Genomic DNA, 22530 nt, shown 5'->3' on the forward strand with positions numbered 1-22530 from the left:
AACTCAGAGGTGCAGACGTACCAGATCCCGATCCACGTCGGCTCAACGGGTATGCCTTGGGCCCTGCTGGTCGCGCTGCCGCTGGACAAGGTGTATGCGCCGAGCGCGGCCATCCGCGACGGTATGATCGTCGGCAGCGTCGTCGCGGTCCTGCTGCTCGCCGCGAGCCTGGGCATCACCGCCTACGTGACCGTGCGCCGTCCGCTGGCCCGAACCGTCGGGGTTATCGACCAACTGGCGGCAGGCAAGTACCGGATCGAGATCCCCGACGTGGCGCGGCCGGACGAAATCGGCCAAGTGAGCCGGGCGTTGCTGCTCTTCAAGGACAACCTGGAGAGGGTCGCCAACCTGGAGATGGAACGACGCGAGCACGAGGAGCGTGCCGAACAGGCGCGCAAGCAGGAGCTCATGGAGATCGCCAACGCGTTCGAGGCGGCCCTTTCGGGCATCGCGTCCTCCGTGGCCGCCGGCGCCGACCAGCTCAAGACCAACGCGCAAGGATTGTCCGGCATTGCGGAGGAGACCAACTCTCAGTCGCTGGCCGTGGCCACGGCGGCCGGGCAGGCGACCGCCAACGTGCAGACCGTCGCCTCCGCCACGGAGGAGTTGGTCGCGTCCATCGGCGAGATCACCCGGCAGATCAGTTCCACCTCACGGATCGCGCACGAGGCGGTCGCGCAGATCGAGCACACCAACGCGACCGTTGCCGGGTTGGTTGCCGCCGCGCAGCGGATCGGCGATATCATCGGCTTGATCCAGAACATCGCGTCGCAGACGAATCTACTGGCGCTCAACGCGACCATCGAGGCGGCGCGCGCCGGCGACGCGGGCAAGGGGTTCGCCGTGGTGGCGTCCGAGGTGAAGAGCCTGGCCAGCCAGACCGCCCGGGCGACGGACGACATCCGCGTCCAGATCCAGGAGATGCAGGAAGCAACAACCGCGGCTGTTGCGGCCATCCAGGAGATCGGCCGGATGATCACGCTCATGAACGAGAACGTGACTGGCGTCGCCTCCGCCGCCGAACAGCAGGGGGTTGCCACCTCGGAGATCTCCCGCAACGTGCAAGAGGCGGCCGAGGGAACGCGGGACGTCTCCAGCAACATCGGTGGCGTCACGCAGGCCTCGACCGAAACGGGCGAGATGGCGCACGGCGTGCTGGGCGCGGCGGCGGACCTCGCCGCCCAGGCCACCCAGATGCAGAGCGAGGTGCACGCCTTCATCGCGCGGATCCGGGCGGCTTGACCTGCGCGACGCCCCACCGCCGCGGCGGGTGACGTTAATAAAGAAAATCATTCAGGTGAGGAACAGCTCCCATGTTTGCATTATCCCGATTCAAGATATCTGCGCGAATTGGCTTGGCCTTCGTATTGATCATCGCCGCGACCGCGGCTGTCATTGCCAATGGCTCCTTCACCCTGCGGGGCATCTCCACTTCATTCAGCGAATATGCCTGGGTCGCCGGGAACGCCGTGCGCGTCCAGGACATCAGCCGTGGCGAAGCGGATTTACGCGTTCAAACCCTGACCTTCGTCAATACCGGCGACAGGGTGGCCCTGGAGCGCGCCCGGAAGTTCATCGCCGATATGCAGGACCAGCTCAAGCTCCGGCATGCCGACACCAAGTCGGTCGAGCGGCGCCAAATGTTCGCCCGGATGCTCGACCTTCTCCAACGGTATGACGAGACCATCGAGGCTGTCGCGCAGGCGCGCGACAACCGCGTCCGCACCATCGCCGAGCGGCTGGCCCCCGCCGGTGGCAAGCTGTTCGAGCGGATCAACACGTTGGCGAAAACCGCTCTGGCGGAAGAGAACATGCATCTCGTTGCACGCATCGCCGATCTCCAGGCGCGCTTCCTGCTCTGCCGCGTCTTCGCCAGCCGCTACACTGCCGAGCGCACCCCGGCCCTGGCGGAGGAGGTAAACAAACAGTTTGCCGAGTTCGATCGGATTATGGATGGCTTGTCCACGGACAGCGCCGCCAGCGCGCACGCCGCGACCGCCGAGGAGATCGCGCGCATGAGCCGCGACTACCGGGGGGCGTTCAAAACCCTTGTCGAGGCGATGGCGACCGAGGACCGGTTCGTCAAGCAGCAGCTCGCCAAGGTGGAAAAGGACTTCTTCCAGGTCGCGCAGGACGTCAAGGCCTCGCAGACCACCGCAATGGACGTCGTGCTCACGGCGGCCAACGAGCGCTCCGCCGCCGCCGTCCGCAACGGTCTCGCGATCGGCGCCGCCGTCCTGGCGCTGGGCTCGCTGTTGGCATGGTTCATCGGGCGCAGCATCACCAGGCCGGTGAACTCCATGACCGCGACCATGAGGCGCTTGGCCGAAGGCGACACCTCCGTGGACATCCCGGCGACCGGCAACAGCGATGAGGTCGGCGACATGGCGCGCGCCTTAGTCGTCTTCAAGGAGAACATGATCCGTGCCGAACGGCTGGCGGCCGAACAGCGTGCCGAGCAGCAGCGCAAGGAGGAGCGCCAGCGCACCATCGAGGCGCACATCACCGAGTTCGACCGCACGGTGACTGGTATGATCGCGGCGGTAGCCTCGTCGGCCATGCAGATGCGCGGCAGCGCCCAGTCGATGTCGTCCACCGCCGAGGAGACGACCCGGCAGGCGTCCGCTGTCGCCGCCGCGTCGGCTCAGGCCACGGCCAACGTTCAGACGGTCGCCGCCGCGTCCGAGGAGCTGTCCGGCTCCATCCAGGAGATCGCCCGTCAGGTCGCCGAATCGGCGCAGATCTCCAGCGCGGCGGTCGCTGATGCCGAACGCACCAACGCCACCGTCCAGGGCCTGTCCGACGCCGCCAGGAAGATCGGCGAGGTGGTCAGCCTGATCACCAACATCGCCAGCCAGACCAACCTGCTGGCGCTGAACGCCACCATCGAGGCGGCGCGGGCCGGCGAGGCCGGCAAGGGATTCGCTGTCGTCGCCAGCGAGGTCAAGGCGCTGGCCAACCAGACCGCCCGCGCGACCGACGAGATCGCCGTGCAGATCGCCACGATCCAGTCGGCTACCGACGAGACGGTCGGCGCCATCGGTGGCATCGGCGCGACCATCGGGCGCATCAACCAGATCGCCACCACCATTGCCTCCGCCGTGGAGGAGCAGACGGCCGCGACGCAGGAGATCGCCCGCAACGTTCAGCAGGCGGCCTCCGGCACCAACGAGGTGTCCACCAACATCGAGGGCGTCAACCAAGCGGCGGTGGAGACCGGCGCGGCTGCCTCGCAGGTGCTCGACGCCGCCACCCAGCTCACCCAGCAAGGCGAGCGGCTGAAGACGGAAGTCGGCGCGTTCCTGCACAAGATCGCCACCGCCTGACCATCACCCCAGCACGATACCGGCCGTCGGGCCGGTGCGGATACGCCGGCCCGACGGCCCCGAGCGCCCAACAGCCTCCCTGAGGAGCATGCATCATGATGATCGCGCCGGCGAACCAGCAATCATCGACCTATCTGGTCCTCGTTCCCTTCGCATTCGCGGCGACCGTCATCCAGATGTCGTCGACGAATTCGGCGCTGGCTCTTCACGCCGTGCTGGAACTGCTGACCGTTGCCGTCCTCTTCGCCACCTTCACCACGGCCTGGAACACGCGCTCCTTCAGCGATCACGGGTTCATCACTCTGCTGGGGGTCGGGGTGCTGTTCGTCGGGCTCATCGACGCGCTGCACGCGCTGACGATGCCGGGACTGGGCCTGTTTCCCGACGATGGCGGGAACGTCTCGGTCCAGCTCTGGATCGCCGCGCGGTTGCTCGAAACCGCGACAATGCTGTCGGCCGCTGTGGCCGCAGGGCGCGAGCTTCGCTGGGGGCGCGTGTTCATTGGATACGCCGCCGTGACCGCCGGCCTGCTGACGTCCATCGCTTACCTGGGCATCTTCCCGGACTGCTACCGGCCGGGATCGGGCCTGACGACCTTCAAGATCACGGCCGAGCTGGTGTGCGTCGCCGTGAAGCTGGCGACGCTCGTCCTCGTCCTGTACCGCCGCACCGCCATCGGGCGGGAATTCAGTTGGCTGATCGTGCTGGTGCTCGCCGTCAGCGCGGCGGCGGATGCCTGTCTCACGCTGTACGGCCAGCTTTTCGAGCCGGTCCACTTTCTGGGCCATCTTCTGAAGGCGGCGAGCGCCGTCCTGCTGTACCGGGCGACCGTTGTCCACACCCTCACCAACCCGTACCAAGTCCTCTTCCTCGATCTGGCGCGGGCACACCGCGCGCTGGAAGGGAAGATCGAGGAGCGGACCCGTCAGCTCCTGGAAACCGGCACCGCGCTGGCCGCCGAGATCGACGACCGGCACCGGATCGAGGCCTTCGAGCGCGCCATCTTCCAGGGCGCCAACCATCTGATGATCGCCACCGCCCCGGACGGCACCATCATCGACATGAACCCGGCCGCCGAGCGTGCCCTGGGCTACCGTCGGGCCGACCTGATCGGCAAGGCGACGCCACTGATCTTCCACGATCCCGAGGAGGTCGCCCAGCGCGGGCGCGAGCTCGGCGACACGGCCGGACGCCGGATCACCGGGTTCGAGGTCTTCTCCTGCCTGCCGGCCACCGGGTCGCGGGACGAACGGCCATGGACGTACATCCGCAGTGATGGCAGCCGCTTCCCCGCGCTTCTCGGCGTCACGCCGCTACGCGACGCGCGCGGGGCCCTGTTCGGCTATGTCGGCATCGCCGCCGACCTGTCCGAAACGCTGGAACTGCGCCGCCAGGCCGCCAGCGCCGCCCGGCGCCTTCAGGACACGATCGAGCACATCTCCGAAGGCTTCGTCCTGTACGACGGGGACGACCGCGTAGTACTCTGCAATGAGCGCTTCCGGCAGTTCTATCCGGGGATCGCCGACCTCATCAAGCCGGGCGCCCGTTTCCAGGATCTCGTCCGCGCCGCGGTCGAGCGCGGCCAGTTTGCCGACGTCGGCGCGAACGCCGAGCCGTGGATCGCGGATCGCCTGGACCGCCATCGGGCTCCCGCCGACCTGTTCGAACAGAAGCTTGCCGATGGCCGCATCGTGCTGGTCAGCGAGAGGCGGACAGCGGAGGGCGGTAGCATTGGAATCCGCACCGACATCACCGAGTTGGTGCGCGCCCAGGAGGAGGCGTGGCGCCGCGGGCATTACGACGCCCTGACGGAGCTGCCCAACCGGATGCTGTTTTCCCAACGCCTCGACACCGCCCTCCGCGAGGCCGGCAGCCGTAGCGGCCGCGCCGCCGTGCTGTACATCGACCTCGACAACTTCAAGTCCGTCAACGAGACGCTCGGCCATCAGGCCGGGGACATCCTTCTCGTCGACGTGTCGCGCCGACTGCAAGCCAGTGTACGTGAGGTGGACACGGTGGCCCGCCTGGGGGCAGACGAGTTCACCGTGGTGCTGGGCGACATCGACCGCCGGGACACCGCGGAAGGCGTCGCCAAACGGATCCTGGCGAACCTGATCAGGCCGATCACTGTCGGCGACCGCCAGCTCTGTGTATCCGCCAGCATCGGGATCGCCTTGTTCCCCGAGGACGGGACGACCGCCGAGGACTTGCTGCGTGGCGCCGACAGTGCCATGCACGCGGCAAAATCAGGCGGCAACAACACCTATCGGCTGTACAGTCCCGAACTCTCGCGCGAGATGGAAGAGCGGACGCGTCTCGAGTGGGACCTGAGGGGCGCCAGCCAACGTGGCGAGCTGCTGCTCGAGTACCAACCGATTGCGGATACCGGCACACTCGGCATCGTTGGATGTGAAGCCCTCGTGCGCTGGCGGCATCCGCATCTCGGGCTCGTATCTCCTGGCCGCTTCATTCCGCTCGCCGAGGAGAGCGGTCTCATTTCCGAGATCGGCGGCTGGGTGCTGCGCACCGCGTGCCATGAAATGGTGTCTGTGCGCCAACACGCTGCCCAAGACCTTTCTCTTGCCGTCAATGTATCCGTCCGTCAGTTCCAGCACCCGGATTTCCTAAAAATCGTTCTGGAGTCACTCGATGCAACCGGCTTTCCACCGGATCGACTGGAGTTGGAGGTAACCGAGGGGCTGCTGCTGACTGATGACCAGCAGACGTGGGCAACGGTGCAGGGGCTCCGGGACGTGGGGATCGAACTGTCGATAGACGACTTCGGCACTGGGTATTCTTCCCTTTCATATCTGAAAAGGCTTCCTGTTCGGACCTTGAAGATTGATCGTTCTTTTGTGAGTGATGTTCACATCAATCAGGACGACGTTTGGCTCGTTGAAACAATTGTTAAGATTGGGCATAAATTCAACCGCAAAATCATCGCGGAGGGTGTCGAGCGGAAGGAGCACCTGGAGCTTCTGGCGTGCTGCGGCTGCGACTTGGTGCAAGGTTATTATGTGTCTCCACCGGTATCGCTTGGTGCACTGATGGCTTTGGCCGCCTCTGGGAAAGCAATCCGTTCTGACGGTGGGCCGGCCATGTTTGGCCAGGACGCGGAAGGCTGGACGTGGCCTTTGATGGCTACCGGGTAACGATCGGTTCCCAGTCGTGTCCCTCACCAACGTAGCGCCTAAACTGTCAAGTCCTTTCAGCGCAACGATTGCCAAAACAAAAGAGAGAAGTCGACGGATATGTCATAGAAATGGCGGAGACCGTAGGGGGGATGCCGGTTTTCACCAATTACCAGAGCGTACCTTGGGGAGTTGTCGTGAGACAATACAGGGCGCGTACTTGTGGTTGAGGTTCATTTTATGCCGCATTTTCGTTCTGTTCAGGAAGGGCATTTCATTGCGCACTCAGTCCGCTCAGTGCTCGGCAGACGCCGATATCGCGTCGGTGCCGCCCCTGGTGGGAGGCTTCGCCCTGGACGCCACTGATTTGGCCGATGTGCCAATGGTGGACCTGTATATGCCGCGCAACGCGATGCACCGTACCCTGCTCCAGGCGCGGTGTGCTCCCGGTCGCGGCATTGAGAACGAACCCGCTTCCGAATGGCTTGGCAGCCCTGCATAACGGCCGGCAACATGATAATTCTGAATAATCAGAAGACTATTGATGGTCTCTCCTCCCTAAACCAAACATTTGCGCAGGGTGCAAGACCCGAATTCCGAATCTTATCGTCATGCCATGGGGACTCTGAAGTCATGGATGAACTTGCAAAGCAGCTGACAGCACTGGGCGTTGCGGAGGAATTGCTGTCAAGCATCTGTGTCCGCGGCATTGCTGTCGATTTCCGGACCCAAATGGACATCAACAATCGCATCATCGCCAGTGCCCGGACCCACCTCCGGCAGGCAGGATTTGGCGAGGGATCTGGGGGTGATGGAGCGCTCACTCCGGCACCGTCGACGTGATGGGAGTGTGAAGGATGTCTTGCGTCAGCGTCTTGAACAGGCGGGACCCGTGGACGCTCGGTTCATCGGTGGGGGCGCCTGCCTCATCGCGCTGCGACGCGATGCCACACAAAAACACCAAATCCGGCAATGGTTTGTTTGCCTTGTTATGATAGTGTCTATACAGAATAGCATCGTAACTATGTGGCAAGATCTGATCGCCACGGCTTACGCGAAATTTTGAAAGGGAAACGATGTTGCAGAAATTGTTTGGTCGCAGAGACCTGCATACGGAATCCGGGGCCGCCGAGGCCGTGCAAGTGCTGGAGCTTTTCGGCAGTCAGGCGGGCGTCGGTTTGTGGGATGCTGTCGTGCACGATGGAGATCCCGCGCATCCGCAAAGCCGGTGGACATGGTCGGCCCAACTCCGGCGCCTTCTCGGGTTCGAGAGTGAGGCGGACTTCCCGAACCGGATGAACAGCTGGTCGGATCGGTTGCATCCGGACGACGTGGCGCCGACCTTCGACGCCTTTGCCCGCTTTCTTGCCGACAAGACCGGCCGCACCCCCTACGATGTCCGCTATCGCCTCAAGATGCGTGACGGGTCCTACCGCTGGTTCCGCGCCATCGGCGGATGCAAGCGCGGTGCGCAGGGGCAGGCGTTGCGGGCCTGCGGCTCCCTGATCGACATCCACGCGGAAGAGGAAATGAAGCAGCACGCGCTGGTGCTTGCCGCCAACTTCGAGGCGACGGTGAAGGGAGCGGTACAGAGCGTTGCCACCGCGTCGACCGAAATGCAATCCGTCGCCCGCCAGCTGGGAACCCTGTCCGAACAGACGACCAGCCAAAGCGCGACCGTCGCTTCGACGGCGACGCAAACGGCGGCCAACGTCCAGGCCGTTGCATCGGCAACCGAGGAGTTGTCGGCGTCGATCTCGGAAATCAGCCTGCAGGTCGAGCAGTCGGTCACCATCGCCCGCGACGCGGTCGTTCAAACCGAGCAGACGGGGGCTACCGTCGACAGCCTTGCCCAGGCGGCGCAACGGATCGGCGACGTCATCAAGCTCATCCAGAGCATTGCCAGCCAGACCAACCTGCTGGCGCTGAACGCCACCATCGAGGCGGCCCGCGCCGGGGAGGCCGGCAAGGGCTTCGCCGTGGTGGCCAACGAGGTGAAAACCCTGGCCAACCAGACCGCCAAGGCGACCGAGGACATCAGCACCCAAATCGCCGACATTCAGGGCGCGACCAACCAGACCGTGACCGCCATCCGCGGCATCGGCGAGGTCATTCGGCACATCGATCAAATCTCGACCGTGATCGCCTCGGCTGTCCAGCAGCAGTCCGCGGCGACGCAGCAGATCGCCGTCAACGTCACCCAAGCCGCCTCAGGCAACGAGGAGATTTCACGCAACGTGACTTCCGTGAGCGTTGCCGCCAATCAGACGTCGGTGGCCTCGAAGACGATGATCGAATCGTCAGCGGAATTGTCCCGTCAATCGGATGCCATGCGCAGCCAGGTGGACGCCTTTTTGGAGACGTTAAGAGCGTCCTGATTGTGAATCGGCGCGGGCCAATGCCCCTCCATTGGCACAGGGGCATTTCCCGCAATCGATTGTATTTTAACGGTGCCCATTGATCCAGAAGGGGTAAGCGGACGCCGATAGAGATCTGAGCCGACGCCGATCCACAGATTCCGTTACATCAGCGCGGCAAGGTGGTTGGCCTTCGGTTGCGCCGGCGCATCCCTTGGGGCCTCCACGTCGAAAGTGGTGTCGCTTGGCGCTGTCAACTCGGCGGTGGCTTGGATCAGGGGGTCCGAGTATCAGCGGAACAGAAAGTCGGATTCAGGTGTCTTCGTCGACCAGGGCCGCCGGGCTACGCAGTGGCCGCAGTTCGCCCCGGGCCACCGGCTCGGGTAGGGTGAAGGCGTAACGGCCAAGCATGTTGATGTGCTCGTGGGCGAGCGGCGACAGTCGTGCCACATCCTCGTCGCGAACGTCGAAGCCTTCCGCCCGCAGTTGGTCCAGCGCGGCGTCCATGTAGATGGTGTTCCACAGGATGATGGCGTTGACGACGATGCCGAGGGCGCCGAGCTGGTCCTCCTGGCCTTCCCGGTAGCGCTGGCGCAGTTCGCCCCGCTTGCCGTGGAAGACGACGCGGGCGAGCTGGTGGCGGCCCTCGCCCCGGTTGAGCTGATTCAGAATGCGGCGGCGATAGGCTTCGTCGTCGATGTAGGCCAGCAGGTAGAGCGTCTTGACGATGCGGCCGAGTTCCTCCAGCGCCCGCGCCAGCCGGGTCGGCCGGTCGTTCGTCTGGAGCGTCCGCATCAGCCCGCCGGCCTGCACGAGGCCCAGCTTGAGCGAGCCGGCCAGACGCAGCAGATCGTCCCAATGCTCGGCGATAAGGTCCGTCCTCACCCTGTGCGCGGCGAGCGTGTCGAGAGGGCCGTAGTCGGCCACGGCATCGACCCGCCAGAACCGGGTGCCGCCGACATCGGCGATCCGCGGGCTGAACTGGTAGCCGAGCAGCCAGAAGATGCCGAAGATCACGTCGGTATAGGCGCCGGTATCGGTCATGATCTCCGTCGGCTCGAACTCGGTTTCCTGTTCGAGCACGACGCTCAGCAGCACCAGGCTGTCGCGCAGGGTGCCCGGCACGGTGATGGCGTTCAGGCCGGTGAACTGGTCGGAGACGAGGTTGTAGTAGGTGACGCCGCGCTCCGAGCCGAAGTATTTCGGGTTGGGGCCGGCGTGGATGGTGCGCACCGGCACCACGAAGCGCAGCCCGTCGGCGGAGGCGACGTCGCCGCCACCCCACCGCCGCGCCAGGTCGATGCCGTTCTGGGCGGCGACAAGCCGGGTGTTGGCCTGGGTCAGGGTTTCGGCCCGCAGGTAGTTCTGCCGGACCCAGCCCAGACGCGACCGCCGAAGCGCCGGCAGGTCCGGACGCACCAGCGGCTCCAGACCGGTGTTGCACGCTTCGGCGAGCAGCACGGCGCACAGCGTCGTTCCAAGGTCCCGCGCCCGCGCCTCGGCTTCGCTGGCGTGGGTGAACGCGCCGGCGAACCCGGTACGGGCGTTGATCTCCAGCAGCAGTTCCGGTAGATCGACGCGCGGCAGGCGCGCTGTCACGGCGTTCCGCAGGGCGACGAGGCTGGCCGGCTCGTCGAGGCGGTCGAGCCCGGTCAGCACCAGATCCTCGTCGGCGCCATTCTGTTCCATGCGGACGCCGGCATTCCGCGGCAGGTTGCCGGCCACCGTTCGGAACGCCTGATCGAGCCGCTCGGTCAGCCGGCCGATCTCCTCGGCCGCGTTCTGACACTTCCCCAGCGTGCGGCACACGGTCGGCCGCGCGGCCTCCCAGGCGGCGCCGTCGAGCAGGCCGATGCGAGGATCGGCGAAGCGCAGGCTTGACATGGCGAACACGTCGCGGCGCCGGAGCGCGCCGCGCAGCCGGTCGATCAGGCACAGGGTCCAGGCGCGCCGATCGACAACGCCGTTCGGAATCACGCGGCGTTCCCAGGACTTCGGCACGAACTCGGTGGGCCACGGCGCGCCGCCGTCCTCGACCTTTCGGAGGTGATGCAGGGCCTTCAGCACCGGCCGACCGGCCGGCATGGCGCCCAGGCCGACGACGCGCACAAAGTGCGGCAGGAAACGCCGGATGCGGCGATGCTGCGCCAGCAGCTCGTCGAAGTAGGGATCGCCCGGCGGCCGGGTCAGGCTGTCCACCTGCGCCACGGCCGTCTCAAGGGCGGCCTGGGGCACGGCCGCGAAGACCGCGGCCCGGAGATCGGCGTCGCCGACGGCACCGTCGAGCACCAGGGCGCAGACCTTGCTCAGGGTGAGCGCGGCGGCGTCAAGATCGCCCAGGCTGCGCAATCGCGCCTCCCGACCTTTGCGGACCGCATCGACGAACATCCGGGTGACGAGCAGGTCGAACAGGTCGAGCACGTCGTCTTGCGCGCTCGCCTCCAGCGCCCGGAGGAACGCCAGCAGGGTGGCGGCGCGCCGCTCGTCGGGCAGCCGGGCGACCGCCTGGGCCTTGGCGGCGCCGGCGAAGCGCGCCAACGCCAGAACACGGGTCTTCGGCAGCCGATCGGTGCGTGGCAAGCCGGCCGCGAGGTGACGCACCTCGTCGAGGCGCTCGATCGCACGCACCAACTCGTTGGTGCTTTGCAGGGTCGGCCCCGACCGGAGCCGGTCCAGAGGACTCTGCCGGCCGCCCTCCGGCACCACCAGCAGGGCGTCGAGCCGTGCCTTCTGCTCGGGGGTGACCCTGGCCGCCAGCAGGCGCCACAGGCGGCTGTTGGCGCGGGACCGCACCCGCGCGATGGTCCGTTCGAGCACGCTCGCCCCCGGCAGCAGCACCTTGTGCGCCACCAGCCAAGCCGTCGCCTGGTCGAACAGAGCGGTCGGCCGGTCGGTCCCCGTCCAGCACAGCGCGTAGAGCCAGCGCAGGAGCCGCCATTGCGCGGCCATCTCGGCGAACTCGCGATAGCCGTAGACGTGTCGGATTTCGGCGGCGTGGTGCCAGCGTGCCTTTCCGTCGCGATAGTGGCCAAGGGGCTCTGTTGCAAACTCTTCCTGCAGGCGCGTGATGATGGTTACCCGCATCACCGCCGATGCTACGCGGCCTGGAGTTCGAGTTGCTGGTTGATGAACTGCACGGTCTCGGCGAGCACGCAGGGTCCGACGTTGAAGGCGCGTTCGACGAGGCGCGCCTCGCCCCGCATGTCGCCAGTGATGTTGAAGCTGGACGCTTGGCCTTTGCGGAGTGCCCGCATCACCTCAAAGCCCTTGATCGTCGCGTAGGCCGTCTTCAGGGTCTTGAAGCCCCGCACCGGGCGGATCAGCTGTTTCAGCTTGCCATGGTCGGCCTCTACCACGTTGTTCAGGTACTTGACCTGCCGGTGCTCCGTCTCCTCGGGGCATTTGCCCTCGGCCTTCAGTTCCGCCAGGGCCGCCCCATAGGCCGGCGCCTTGTCGGTGTTGATGACCGTCGGCTTCTCCCAGTCCTTCAGGCCGTTCAGCGCCTTGGACAGGAAGCGCTTGGCAGCGGCGGTGTTTCGCGTGGGAGAGAGGTGGAAGTCGATGGTGTTCCCATGCTTGTCGACGGCCCGGTACAGGTAGGCCCACCTGCCGCCCACCTTCACGTAGGTCTCGTCGACCCGCCAGCTGGTCGACCGTGGGCAGCGCCACTGCCAGCGAAGCCGCTTCTCGATCTCCGGCGCGTACTTCTGCACCCACCGGTAAATCGTCGAGTGATCGACCGTGACGCCGCGCTCGGCCATCATCTGCTCGAGGTCGCGGTAGCTGATGCCGTACCGGCAGTACCAGCGCACCGCCCAGAGCACGATCTCACCCGCGAAGTGGCGACCCTTGAAGTCCGACACGGCTTGGCTCCCTTCAGCGTCCAGCCATTCCGCCGCATGCCGACCAACTTTGCAACAGAGCCCCGGGCCGCGGTACACCCCGAAACCCGATATGAGCGTATCTGAAAAGAATTTGCCATGCAGCGATGGCACACCTATGGCCTGTACAGCACATATCCGCCATCATGACGTTTCAGCCATCGATCCTCTCCGGTCGCAACAGACATAATCGCGCGCAGCATACATAGATAGGTATTGACGGTTTTGGAGGGCGGCGGATCTCCCCTGTATAGCGCGAGGGCGATCCGGGCCAGAGGAACAGGATGCGGTGATTCGGCAACGATAGCGAGGACCTTGGCACAGTTCGGACTGACCTTCAGTGGCTTGCCATCAATACGAGGATCGCTCCCGTCTCGGCCAATCTCCAGGCGCCCCACCTTAATTATCGTCGAAGACGTAAGCGCCCCCTCGATCCTCCTTCGAATAGCCGAAATGCGCACAGCCAGCTCGCTCGGTTCAGTGGGGAACCGCTGCGCATCATCACAACCGCTGGACAAAGCAGAGACGACATCGGCTGAGGACGGCTTTGCGAGCGCCGCAATCAAGGCGCCTTTGTAGCCTTGCTGACGCACCTCGCGCGCTATTCGCTCGGCAGAACTCCGCCACCCGAGCACCACGGCATCGACGTGATCGGTTCGACAATCCGCCGGGGCAACGGTAATCAACTCGAAAGCTGCCTTGGCGTCGGAGGCGAAGAGCCCGTTTGCACACGGGCTGATCACCCCAAGCCGGAGCGCCCGCCCAACAAACAGGGAAGGCGTTGGTGATGTTGAACCACAAGGCGATCCGGATCTTATGATCTGCATTTCTGCTCAACACCCTCAGCTCGAAACAACCTTAGAACTCCTTCCAATCGTCGTCTGGAGTGTCAACGGTGTGGCGGAGCGTGCCGCCGGCAGCGATCTTCGCAGCGGCCCTGGGTTTCGGGGCCGGCCGGGTTGCCTTGATGGCCCGCGGCTCCGTCGGATGTGTCACAACGGCCGGCTTGGCCGTAGGGGCCTGCCACGCCAAGCGGGTGGCAGACGCGGACTGGTCCAACTTGAAGAAGCCGACCAACGTTTTGAGATCGCCAGCCTGACCGGCCATCGCCTGAGCGGCGGCGGTGGTCTCCTCGACGAGCGCGGCGTTCTTTTGCGTCATCTCGTCCATCTGCGCGACGGCCGAATTAATCTCGTCCAGCGCCGCAGCCTGCTCGCCCGACGCGGTGGCCATTTCGGCGATCAAATTGGCGACCTGATGGACACCAGAGACAATGCCTTCCAGTGCGCCCCCGGCTTTGCCGACCAATTCGACACCATCCCTCACTTGGCCGTCGCTGTCCATGATCAGCGCCTTGATCTCCTTGGACGCCTGGGCCGAACGCTGGGCGAGGGTGCGCACCTCCTGGGCCACCACGGCAAAGCCGCGACCGGCATCACCGGCGCGAGCCGCTTCCACTGCGGCGTTGAGCGCCAGCAGATTGGTCTGGAAGGCAATCTCGTCAATGACGCCGATGATGTCGGTGATCTTGCGTGATGCGCCTTCGATGCGCCGCATGGCGTCTACAGCCGATCCTGCTACCGCACCACCGCTCTCGGCGACTTTCTTGGCATCAGCGGCCATGCGGTTGGCGCGCTGGGCATTCTCCGCATTCGAGCGTACCGTCGCGCCCAGCTCTTCCATACTCGCGGCGGTCTCCTCCAAGCTGGAGGCCTGCTGTTCGGTGCGCTCGGCCAAGTCAGTCGAGCCCATGGAGACCTCTGAAGCGGCAGCAGCCATAGCATCAGCGGCCTGAGAGATCTGGCCGACGATTTCGGCCAGCTTGGTGGAGGTGGCGTTGACGTCAGTCTTCAGGCGCTGGAAGGCGCCCTGGTAGTCCTTGTCGATGCGGGTGTTCAGGTCGCCCTGCGCCAGCGCGCCCAGCACGGTGCCGAGGTCGGCGATGACGCCCTCCACCGTATCGGTCAGGCGGTTGATGCCCTCCGACATGGTCCGGTAGAAGCCGTCCTTGCCCTCCAGATCGAGGCGGCGGGCGAGATCACCCTTCGAAACGCCGTCGATCAGCGCGGCGATCTCCTGGCCGATGGCCTGCTCGCGGGCACGCTGCTCCTCGGCGGCGCGGCGCTCGTTCTCTAGGCGCGCACGCTCGGCCTCATCCATGCGCTGTTTTTCGATAGCGTTGTCCTTGAACACCTGCACTGCCTGCGCCATCGCGCCGATCTCGTCCCTATCAGCGAGTGCCGGGATCGTCACCATCAGATCGCCATGGGCGAGGTTGGTCATGGTTTCGGTCATCGCGCGGACCGGCTTCACGATCGAACGCGCCACCAGCCACGCCAGCAGCAGACCGATCAGCACGGCGGTGATGCCGACCGTGATGTTCGTGGTGCTGGTGCTCCGCAGGCCGGTATCGATGGCCTCCTTGGTCTTGCTTAGTGCATCGAGCGCCGTCGTCTTGGTCGCCTCGGCGACTTGAGCGAACTCGGCAACATCCTTGCCCATTTGGGCGACCAGCCGGTTGGTCTCGTTGACCGCCTGGACGGTGTCGTTGAACGCCGGGAGATACTTGCGGGCGGCATCCAGCGCGTCGGCAGCCTGCTTCTTCAGCGTCGGATCCTGCAACTGCGCCTGGAGAAGCTCGACGTTGGCGATCAGCTGTCCCGCGCGTAGACGGAACTGCTCAACCCACTTCACCTCATAGTCGATTAGGAAACGTGCCGCGAAAAGGCGCATCGTCAGCACGTCTTCCACCGCCGTACCGGCCAACGTCGCGGCCTGGACCTCGTTCCGGTCCTTCAGCGACTTGAAGACGTCGGCCAACTCCTTGCGGGCACCTTCGCCAACGGGGGTCAGCACGTTGTACATCAGGTCATCACGCTTATCGCGAGCCTGAGACATCTTGTTAAACTGTTGAGAGTAAGTTTCGAGGATGCTGCTCATCCGCTCAAGGCTCGCGCGCCGCGTAGGATCGCTGGCCTGCGTGATGGCCGTGCCAAGGCTTGCCTTCAGCCTCTCCTGAAGTTCCAGAACGCTCTTCTGCGCCAAGTCATCGCCGGTATTGGAGAAGGCCAGCGCGTTTCGGCGCATATCGGAAAGGTTGCCGACGATCTCCGACACCTGAAGCGTGCCGTTGGCGACGGAGGCGTAATCGCCAAACTGCTTCTCGGCAGTGCTCATAGCCTGCACGCCGAGAGTGACGAGCACCACCAGGAGCACCAGGACCGAAAGAAAACCACTGGAGATCCGCGTTGCCACTTTGAAGCGGCCGGCAAAGCTGGCTTGCTGCATTATCACTCTTCCCAACAGCGAGGGCGCGCTTGGGGGGGGCAGGCCACCGCCATGGCGCGCGGGAATGGGAATTAAGGCGCCCATACCCTTCCAAGGCGCCAGCCTAAAGTTATAGATCTTAAGGCTTGGTTAGTGATTTTGCTTGCCGAAGCGGCTCAGCTATCAGCTAGTCGCATGGCTCAGGGGAAGCCGCGCGGCAGGCTCGTCGTGGGGAAAATGTTCCTTTACAAACTCTGGCTGGTTTCCCTGCGCCCGTGGGCTATCCGGCGGTTACGCTGTAACGGGAGCCGGCACTATGGGCAACTGGACCGTGACCGTGGTGCCGCGCCCAGGCTCGCTGTCGATCTCCAACCGGCCGCCGTGCAGCTCGGCCAAGGCTTTTGACAGCGGCAGTCCAATGCCCGTTCCATCGTGCATACGCGTCAGCGTGTTGTTCACCTGGGTGAACATTTCCAACGCGCGTGGGATGTCCTGTGGTGCCATGCCGATGCCGGTGTCGCTGACTACGATCTCCAGCTGGTGGTCATTGAGGGCACGGGTGCTCACACGAATGCTGCCCGCAGGGGGCGTGAACTTGATGGCGTTGGACAGTAGGTTGAGTACAATTTGGCGCAAGCGCAGATCGTCGGCCTCGATCATCGGCAGATCAGGGGCGAGCTCGGTTTCCACGGTAACACCGTGCTCCTCGGCCTTGGGGCGGATTAGGTTGACTGAAGCAATGACCAACTCGACCACATCAACGGGTTCGCGCACCAGTTCAAGCCGACCGGCGTCAACCTTGGAAAGGTCAAGTATGTCATTGATGATTTTCAGCAGGTGAGCCCCGCTGCGGTGAATGTAGGTGGCGTATTCGTGTTGTTTTTCATTGAGCTTGCCGAAGAACTCTTTTGACAGCGCCTCGGAGAAGCCAAGGATGGCATTGAGCGGGGTGCGCAGCTCATGGCTCATGTTCGCGAGAAAAGTGGACTTTGCCTTGTTGGCCTGCTCGGCCCGCTCCTTAGCGGCATGCAGCCGGCTCAAGGTCAAACGGTGCCCTTCGATCTCTCTTTGAAGAGTGTCATTCAGCTCACGCAGTTCCGTCTGACTCGGCATCGCCAACACGCGCGGAAGTAGCGGCCACAGCGCAATCGCGGTGAGAACGGACACAACCGCGGTGAAGGCCTTGGCCATTCCTTGTAAGGCGTAATCTGCGTTCCAGAGCGTCCAGATGCTCAGCAGATGTGTGGTGCCGCAGGCAACGATGAACGCTGCGAAGAGCCAGAAGACCCAACCGAACTCAAGGTTTCGGCGTTTTCGGACAAACCAGACCAGCGCGGCAGGGATCGAGTAGTAGGACAGCGCGGTCAGTGTGTCGGAAATCACGTGGAGCCAAATGAGGCCAGGCTGCCAGAGAAGGCAGAAGCCATGAGGCGACAGATTGGACGTATCGAAGAGCGATGCGAACAGGATGTCAGCCAAGGCGTGTAGACCCATGGGTTTAGTGGTGCTCTAATCCTCCCACATCAGTCGCATTCGATCATAGTGTAAACTCGAAGCGCGATATAGGGCAGCGCTACCACCTTGTTGCATCGAGGGGCGTTGGTGCAGAAATGGGCCGAGGTCGCGCTGGCGGATGGCGGAGCGGCGGGTTATGGAAGTGGCCTTTCCTGTTTGCTGAGTTCGCATGCCCTACAAGGTGAATGAGGCCCGCCGGCATAAAATCCCGAAGGCCCGCTACCGAGTGATACGGACGGCATGAGAATGCTTCTGCTGATGGGATTTGTCGGAGTTTTCAGGCGAACGCCGGCCACCAGTGGAACAGGGTGCGGCTGCGGATGGTATCTGGGTCATCGGTGAGGGCGTTGCATCGGTCGCCCAGGACGTGGTCGAGGCTGGCGAGGTCGTCGATGTGATCGTTGGCGACCGCTTCCCGGAGCAAGGGCCACAGGCATTCGGCCGGCTGCAGCTCGGGGGAATACGGCGGCAGAATCAGCAACTCGATGCCCTCGGGAACGATCAGGTCGGTGGCGACGTGCCAGCCGGCGCCATCGAGCACGAGGACCACCCGCTTGTCCGGCCCGGCCCCGACCTCGCGGGCGAAGGCGGCGAGGATCGCGGTGAACATGGCCGTGTTGACCGCGTCGGCCAGGAACCAGACCACCTCGCCCTGGCTGGGCCGGACGAAGCCATAGACATAGCGCCACTGGAAGCGGTGCTGGCCCGCGGCGGAGGGGCGCTGTCCGCGCGGGGCCCAGACGGTCCGGGACACCGGCTTCAAGCCGGCGCGGTGTTCGTCAAAGGCCCAGACCTCCAGCGCGCGCTCCGGTTCGGCGTGGAGGAACTCCTGCATGCGCGCCCGGAACCGGGCCTTGAAGGTCGTCTGCGCCACCCAATCGGCGCCGACATGACGTGGCCGCGGCACCTGCCGGGTGAAGTTCAGCCGGTGCAGGTAGTTCAGCGCGCTGCGCACAGGCACCAAGCGCCCCAGCATGCCGGCGATCCACTGGGCGACCTTGCGCGCCGACCACAGGCCGCGATCGGGTGGCAGGTCTTCGAGATCGGCGCGCAGGCGCTCACGATGAACGGCGTCGAGCAACGGTCTGGCGCCGGGGTTGAAACGGCGCAGGTCACCCAGCCCCTCAACCCCGGCCTCGTTCGGGTCCGTCCAAGATACGTGTAAAAAGTAGTCACAAGGCGGTCGGCCGTCCTGAACGGATGCGCTTGGTGATCTCTCCGACAAGGCCGCGGCTGGCCTTGCCGCCGATTTTCTCGTGGATCTGCCGGATGCTGAGGTCGGTTGAGGCGGCGAGCGCCTCGATCTCGGCGACCACCGCTCGGCGGATCGGCGGGCGACCCAGGTGTTTGCCTCGGGCTTTGGCAGCCTTCATGCCGGCGGTGACGCGCTCGCTGATCAGCGCGGATTCCAGTTCGGCCATGGCCCCGACGATGGTGAACATGGCCCGGCCCGCAGGGCTGTCGGTGTCGATCTGGTCCTGGACGCTGATGAAGCGCACGCCGAGATGCCGGAATTCCTCCAGCGCCGTCAGCAGGTGGCGCGTGCTGCGGGCGAAGCGGTCGAACTTCCAGACGAGCACACAGTCGAACTCACGCTTTCGCGCGGCGGCCATCAGCGCGTTCAGCTGCGGGCGTCCTTCGTGACGGCCGGACACGGCGACATCGCAGTAGTCGCCGACGATGACCAGACCGGCCCGTTCGGCGTAGCCGCGCAAATCGTCGTATTGCAGGTCCGGCTTCTGATCGGCGGTCGAGACGCGCAGGTACAGCGCGGTGCGGCGGCCAGGAGGCATAATGGTCCCGTCCAACAAGGCATTCCTTTGCGGACAGGGAATCGATACTCCCTATCCCCTTGAAATCCTACCCGCCTTTGCGCCCCTCCGGCGCCCCCTTTTCCGGACACCCCAATGACGGCCATGGACCGCACCGCTTACCCGCGCCCGGGGGAGCGGTTGACGCGCGAGGAACTGCAGACCCGGTATGACTTGACCGAGGCGGATCATGCCTTCCTGCGGGCAACCGCTCGCGGACAGGTGGGCCGCCTGACGCTGGCGACGATCCTGAAGACGCGCCTCGACCTCGGGGCCTTTCCGGGGCTCGAAGAGGTCGATGCCGGCATCGTCACGCATCTGGCCAAGCAACTCGGTTTGATGGCTCCTCCGCCTCTCCTGCCCGAGGATAGCGGGAAGAAGACCCTTTGCCGCTACCGGGCGGCGGTGCGCGCCCATCTCGGTGCCGCGTCCTATCCCGATGCCGGAGAGGCCCTGGTCACGAGCACCGTGCTCGAAGCGGCCGAAACCATGAGCGACCCCGCCGACCTGATCAACCGGGCCATCGAGGCGCTGCGCGGCGCGCAGATCGACTTGCCGGCGTTCAGCACGCTCGACCGGCTGGTCAACCACCTGCGCGGCCGGGTTCACGAGCGGATGTACGAGCGGGTCGCGGCGCGGCTGTCGGCGGAAAGCATGGCGGCGCTCGACACGCTGCTGATCGTGCCGCCCGACGGCGCCACCACGCCCTTCAATCGCCTCAAGCAGACGCCCGGGCCGGCGCGTTTCGAAACGATCGCCCTGTGGACCGACCGCCTCGCCTGGCTGACCGGTCTGCCCGTTCCCGGACCGTTGCTGGAGGGGATTTCCCACACCAAGCTCCGCCAGTTCGCGGCGGAAGCCGCCGCCTTGGAACCCGGTGAGCTTCTGGACATGAGCCAGCGGGGCAAGCGGCACACCCTGCTGCTCAGCCTGATCCGCCAAGCCCGCACCCGCTGCCGCGACGAGTTGATCGAGATGCTGATCCGCCGCGTTCGGCGCACCCAGGCGGCGGCCAAGGAAAGGCTCGCCGCTCTCCAGGACGAGAACCGCGAGCTTGAAGAGCGGCTGATCGGCCTTTTCGGACGCGTGCTCGCCACGGCGAAAACCGAGAAAGCCGACGCCGCTTTTGGACAGCACGTCCGGACCCTGCTGACCGAGCAAGGCGGCATCGACCGCCTCACCGAGCAGTGCGAGACCGTCACCGCGTGGCACGGCAAAAACGACCTGCCGTTGCTCTGGCCCATCCATGCCCGCACCCGCAGCCTGCTGTTCCGCCTGGTCGACCTGATGGACATCCGGTCCGCGACCCAGGACCGCAGCCTGTTGGACGCGCTGGCGATGGTTGCGGAGCACCGCCAGTCGCGCCGCGACGACCTGCCGTGCGACCTCGACCTCGGCTTCGCCTCGCAGCGGTGGCGCAACTTCGTCGTCAAAGGCGGATCGGGGAGTGCAGCCATCGACCGGCGCGCCCTGGAGGTCTGCGTCTTCATTCACCTGGCCGACGCCCTTCAGGCCGGGGATGTGTACGTCATCGGCGCCGAGGCGTTCGCCGACTACCGCGACCAGCTGCTGCCCTGGCCGGAGTGTGCGCCACGGCTGGCCGGCTACTGCCGTCTCCTGGACATGCCGGAAAGCGCCGAGGCGTTCGTTGCCCGGCTCAAGGATGAGCTGACCCGAACCGCCGCCGATGTGGACGCCGGCTTCCCCGACAACACCGAGCTGTCGCTCGACGCCGACGGCACCCCCCACCTGAAAAAGCCGCGGGCGGCCCGCGAGCCGGACAGCCTGGCGGACTTCGAACGGGAGATCCGCGCCCGCATGCCCGAACGCCATCTGCTCGACATTCTCAAGCACACCGAGCACTGGAGCGGTTACACCCGCCACTTCGGCCCGCCGTCCGGTTCCGCTCCCAAGCTGGCCAACGCCGTGCAGCGCTACCTCTTCGCTGTCTTTGGCTACGGCTGCAATCTCGGTCCCGTCCAGACCGCCCGCCACGCGCCCGACATTGCCACCGCGCAGGCGCTGCGCCGGATCAACGCCCAGCACATTAACGCCGACAAGCTGGAAGCCGCGATGGCCGACGTGATCGGCCAATACACCCGCTTCGGGCTGCCACGCTGTTGGGGCGACGGCCGGGCGGCGATTGCCGACGGCACGCACGTGAAACTCCGCGAGAACAACCTGCTCGGTTCCCGCCACATCCGGTATGGCGGCTACGGCGGCATCGCTTACCACCACATCGCCGACAGCTACATCGCGCTGTTCACCACCTTCATTCCCTGCGGCGTCTGGGAGGCGGTCCACATCCTTGACGCCCTTCTGAAGAACCGATCCGTCCTGCAGCCGGATACCCTTCATGCGGATACCCAGGGGCAAAGCGAGCCTGTCTTCGGTCTGTGCCGCCTTTTGGGCATCACGCTGATGCCCCGCATGCGCAGCTGGGCCGACGTCGCCTTCTACCGCCCGGACAACGCCGTCCGATACCGGCACATCGACGCCCTGTTCAGCCGCGAGATCGACTGGGCGCTGATCACCAAGCATTGGCCGGACATGATGCAGGTGGCGCTCTCGATCCAGGCCGGCCGGGTTCTGCCGTCGATGCTGCTGCGCAAGCTCGGCACCTACAGCCGGAAGAACCGCCTGTCCCGGGCGTTCCGCGAGCTGGGCCGGGTTGAGCGCACGCTCTTTCTTTTACGCTTCATCTCCAACGCGGACATCCGCCAGAGCATCCGCGCCGAGACGACCAAAATCGAATCCTACAACGACTTTCTCGATTGGGTCTCCTTCGGCGGACCGGTGATCAAGAGCGGCGATCCGGTCGAGCAGGACAAGCAGCTCAAATACGCCAGCCTCGTCGCCAACACGATCATGCTGTCCAACGTCACCGACCTGACCGCGGTTCTGTCCTCCATGGCCGCGGACGGCATCGCCGTTACCCCGGACCTCGTCGGCCGCCTCAGCCCCTACATGCGCGAGCACGTCCGCCGCTTCGGCCAATACGTCCTCGACATGAACGACCTGCCGGAGCCGCTCAATCCGATGCCCCTTCCCTTCGACGTGCCCTTGTGACCACTTTTTACACGTATCTTGAACGGACCCGAAGTACAGCCAAACCGCCGTCGCGATGATCTCGGCGGGATAGCGGTAGCCGGCGTAGCGGGGATCGGGGTGCGTCGTCATGCCGTCCCATACCCCGCACGGCCCGCCCCGGCAAATGGGTGATCAACAAGTTGACGGTGCCC

The 22530-nt window shown here is 65.0% G+C and carries 12 protein-coding genes and 1 pseudogene; 6 read left to right on the top strand and 7 right to left on the bottom strand.

The features are described 5' to 3' along the window. The 5 genes from VED21_RS27365 to VED21_RS27385 all read left to right on the top strand — a co-directional run. Positions 1-1242, top strand: a 1242-nt coding sequence (locus VED21_RS27365) for a HAMP domain-containing methyl-accepting chemotaxis protein (RefSeq protein WP_324888049.1), incomplete at its 5' end; no start/stop codon positions are given. 113 nt (positions 1243-1355) lie between these two features. Continuing rightward, a complete protein-coding gene (locus VED21_RS27370) occupies positions 1356-3326 on the top strand; it encodes a HAMP domain-containing methyl-accepting chemotaxis protein (protein WP_324888051.1) in 1971 nt (656 codons plus the stop codon). Positions 3327-3421: 95 nt separating this feature from the next. Further along, on the top strand, positions 3422-6478 hold the full coding sequence (locus tag VED21_RS27375; protein ID WP_324888053.1) for a bifunctional diguanylate cyclase/phosphodiesterase: 3057 nt from the start codon (positions 3422-3424) through the stop codon (positions 6476-6478). 612 nt (positions 6479-7090) lie between these two features. Then, complete coding sequence (locus VED21_RS27380; RefSeq protein WP_324888055.1) at positions 7091-7300, top strand: hypothetical protein; 210 nt, start codon at positions 7091-7093, stop codon at positions 7298-7300. A 233-nt stretch (positions 7301-7533) separates the two neighbouring features. Beyond that, positions 7534-8835: a methyl-accepting chemotaxis protein gene (locus VED21_RS27385; protein ID WP_324888057.1), complete on the top strand. Its 1302-nt coding sequence runs from the start codon at positions 7534-7536 to the stop codon at positions 8833-8835. 291 nt (positions 8836-9126) lie between these two features. Here the strand turns inward: VED21_RS27385 and VED21_RS27390 are convergent. The 7 genes and pseudogenes from VED21_RS27390 to VED21_RS27420 all read right to left on the bottom strand — a co-directional run. Next, positions 9127-11922 (bottom strand): annotated as a pseudogene (locus VED21_RS27390) (Tn3 family transposase); the annotation flags it as partial. Continuing rightward, positions 11910-12677 carry an IS6 family transposase gene (locus VED21_RS27395; protein WP_324888061.1) on the bottom strand — a complete coding sequence of 256 codons (768 nt, stop codon included), beginning with the start codon at positions 12675-12677 and terminating at the stop codon, positions 11910-11912. The pseudogene VED21_RS27390 and the gene VED21_RS27395, both read right to left, overlap by 13 nt. Before the next feature lie 134 nt (positions 12678-12811). Next, positions 12812-13438, bottom strand: a complete 627-nt coding sequence (locus VED21_RS27400; protein ID WP_324888063.1) for a hypothetical protein — start codon at positions 13436-13438, stop codon at positions 12812-12814. Between the two features lie 115 nt (positions 13439-13553). Further along, on the bottom strand, positions 13554-15983 hold the full coding sequence (locus VED21_RS27405; RefSeq protein WP_324888065.1) for a methyl-accepting chemotaxis protein: 2430 nt from the start codon (positions 15981-15983) through the stop codon (positions 13554-13556). A gap of 270 nt (positions 15984-16253) precedes the next feature. Continuing rightward, complete coding sequence (locus VED21_RS27410; RefSeq protein ID WP_324888067.1) at positions 16254-17441, bottom strand: sensor histidine kinase; 1188 nt, start codon at positions 17439-17441, stop codon at positions 16254-16256. Between the two features lie 313 nt (positions 17442-17754). After that, positions 17755-18702 (bottom strand): IS630 family transposase, encoded by a 948-nt coding sequence (locus VED21_RS27415; RefSeq protein ID WP_324888069.1) that lies wholly within the window; start codon positions 18700-18702, stop codon positions 17755-17757. Beyond that, a complete protein-coding gene (locus tag VED21_RS27420; RefSeq protein ID WP_324888071.1) occupies positions 18650-19285 on the bottom strand; it encodes a recombinase family protein in 636 nt (211 codons plus the stop codon). The genes VED21_RS27415 and VED21_RS27420 overlap by 53 nt, the downstream gene beginning before the upstream one ends. Before the next feature lie 99 nt (positions 19286-19384). Between VED21_RS27420 and VED21_RS27425 the strand changes: the two genes are divergently transcribed. Continuing rightward, positions 19385-22357, top strand: a complete 2973-nt coding sequence (locus VED21_RS27425) for a Tn3 family transposase (protein WP_324888073.1) — start codon at positions 19385-19387, stop codon at positions 22355-22357. Positions 22358-22530: the final 173 nt, after the last annotated feature.

The organism is Azospirillum sp., from assembly GCF_035627195.1.
GTDB lineage: Bacteria > Pseudomonadota > Alphaproteobacteria > Azospirillales > Azospirillaceae > Azospirillum.

What these genes read in the sequence shown, in the direction of transcription:
- VED21_RS27385 (WP_324888057.1), top strand. Translation starts at nt 7,534, where the DNA reads ATGTTGCAGAAATTGTTTGGTCGCAGAGACCTGCATACGGAATCCGGG.
- VED21_RS27375 (WP_324888053.1), top strand. Translation starts at nt 3,422, where the DNA reads ATGATGATCGCGCCGGCGAACCAGCAATCATCGACCTATCTGGTCCTC.
- VED21_RS27380 (WP_324888055.1), top strand. Translation starts at nt 7,091, where the DNA reads ATGGATGAACTTGCAAAGCAGCTGACAGCACTGGGCGTTGCGGAGGAA.
- VED21_RS27405 (WP_324888065.1), bottom strand. Translation starts at nt 15,983, where the DNA reads ATGCAGCAAGCCAGCTTTGCCGGCCGCTTCAAAGTGGCAACGCGGATC.
- VED21_RS27425 (WP_324888073.1), top strand. Translation starts at nt 19,385, where the DNA reads ATGACGGCCATGGACCGCACCGCTTACCCGCGCCCGGGGGAGCGGTTG.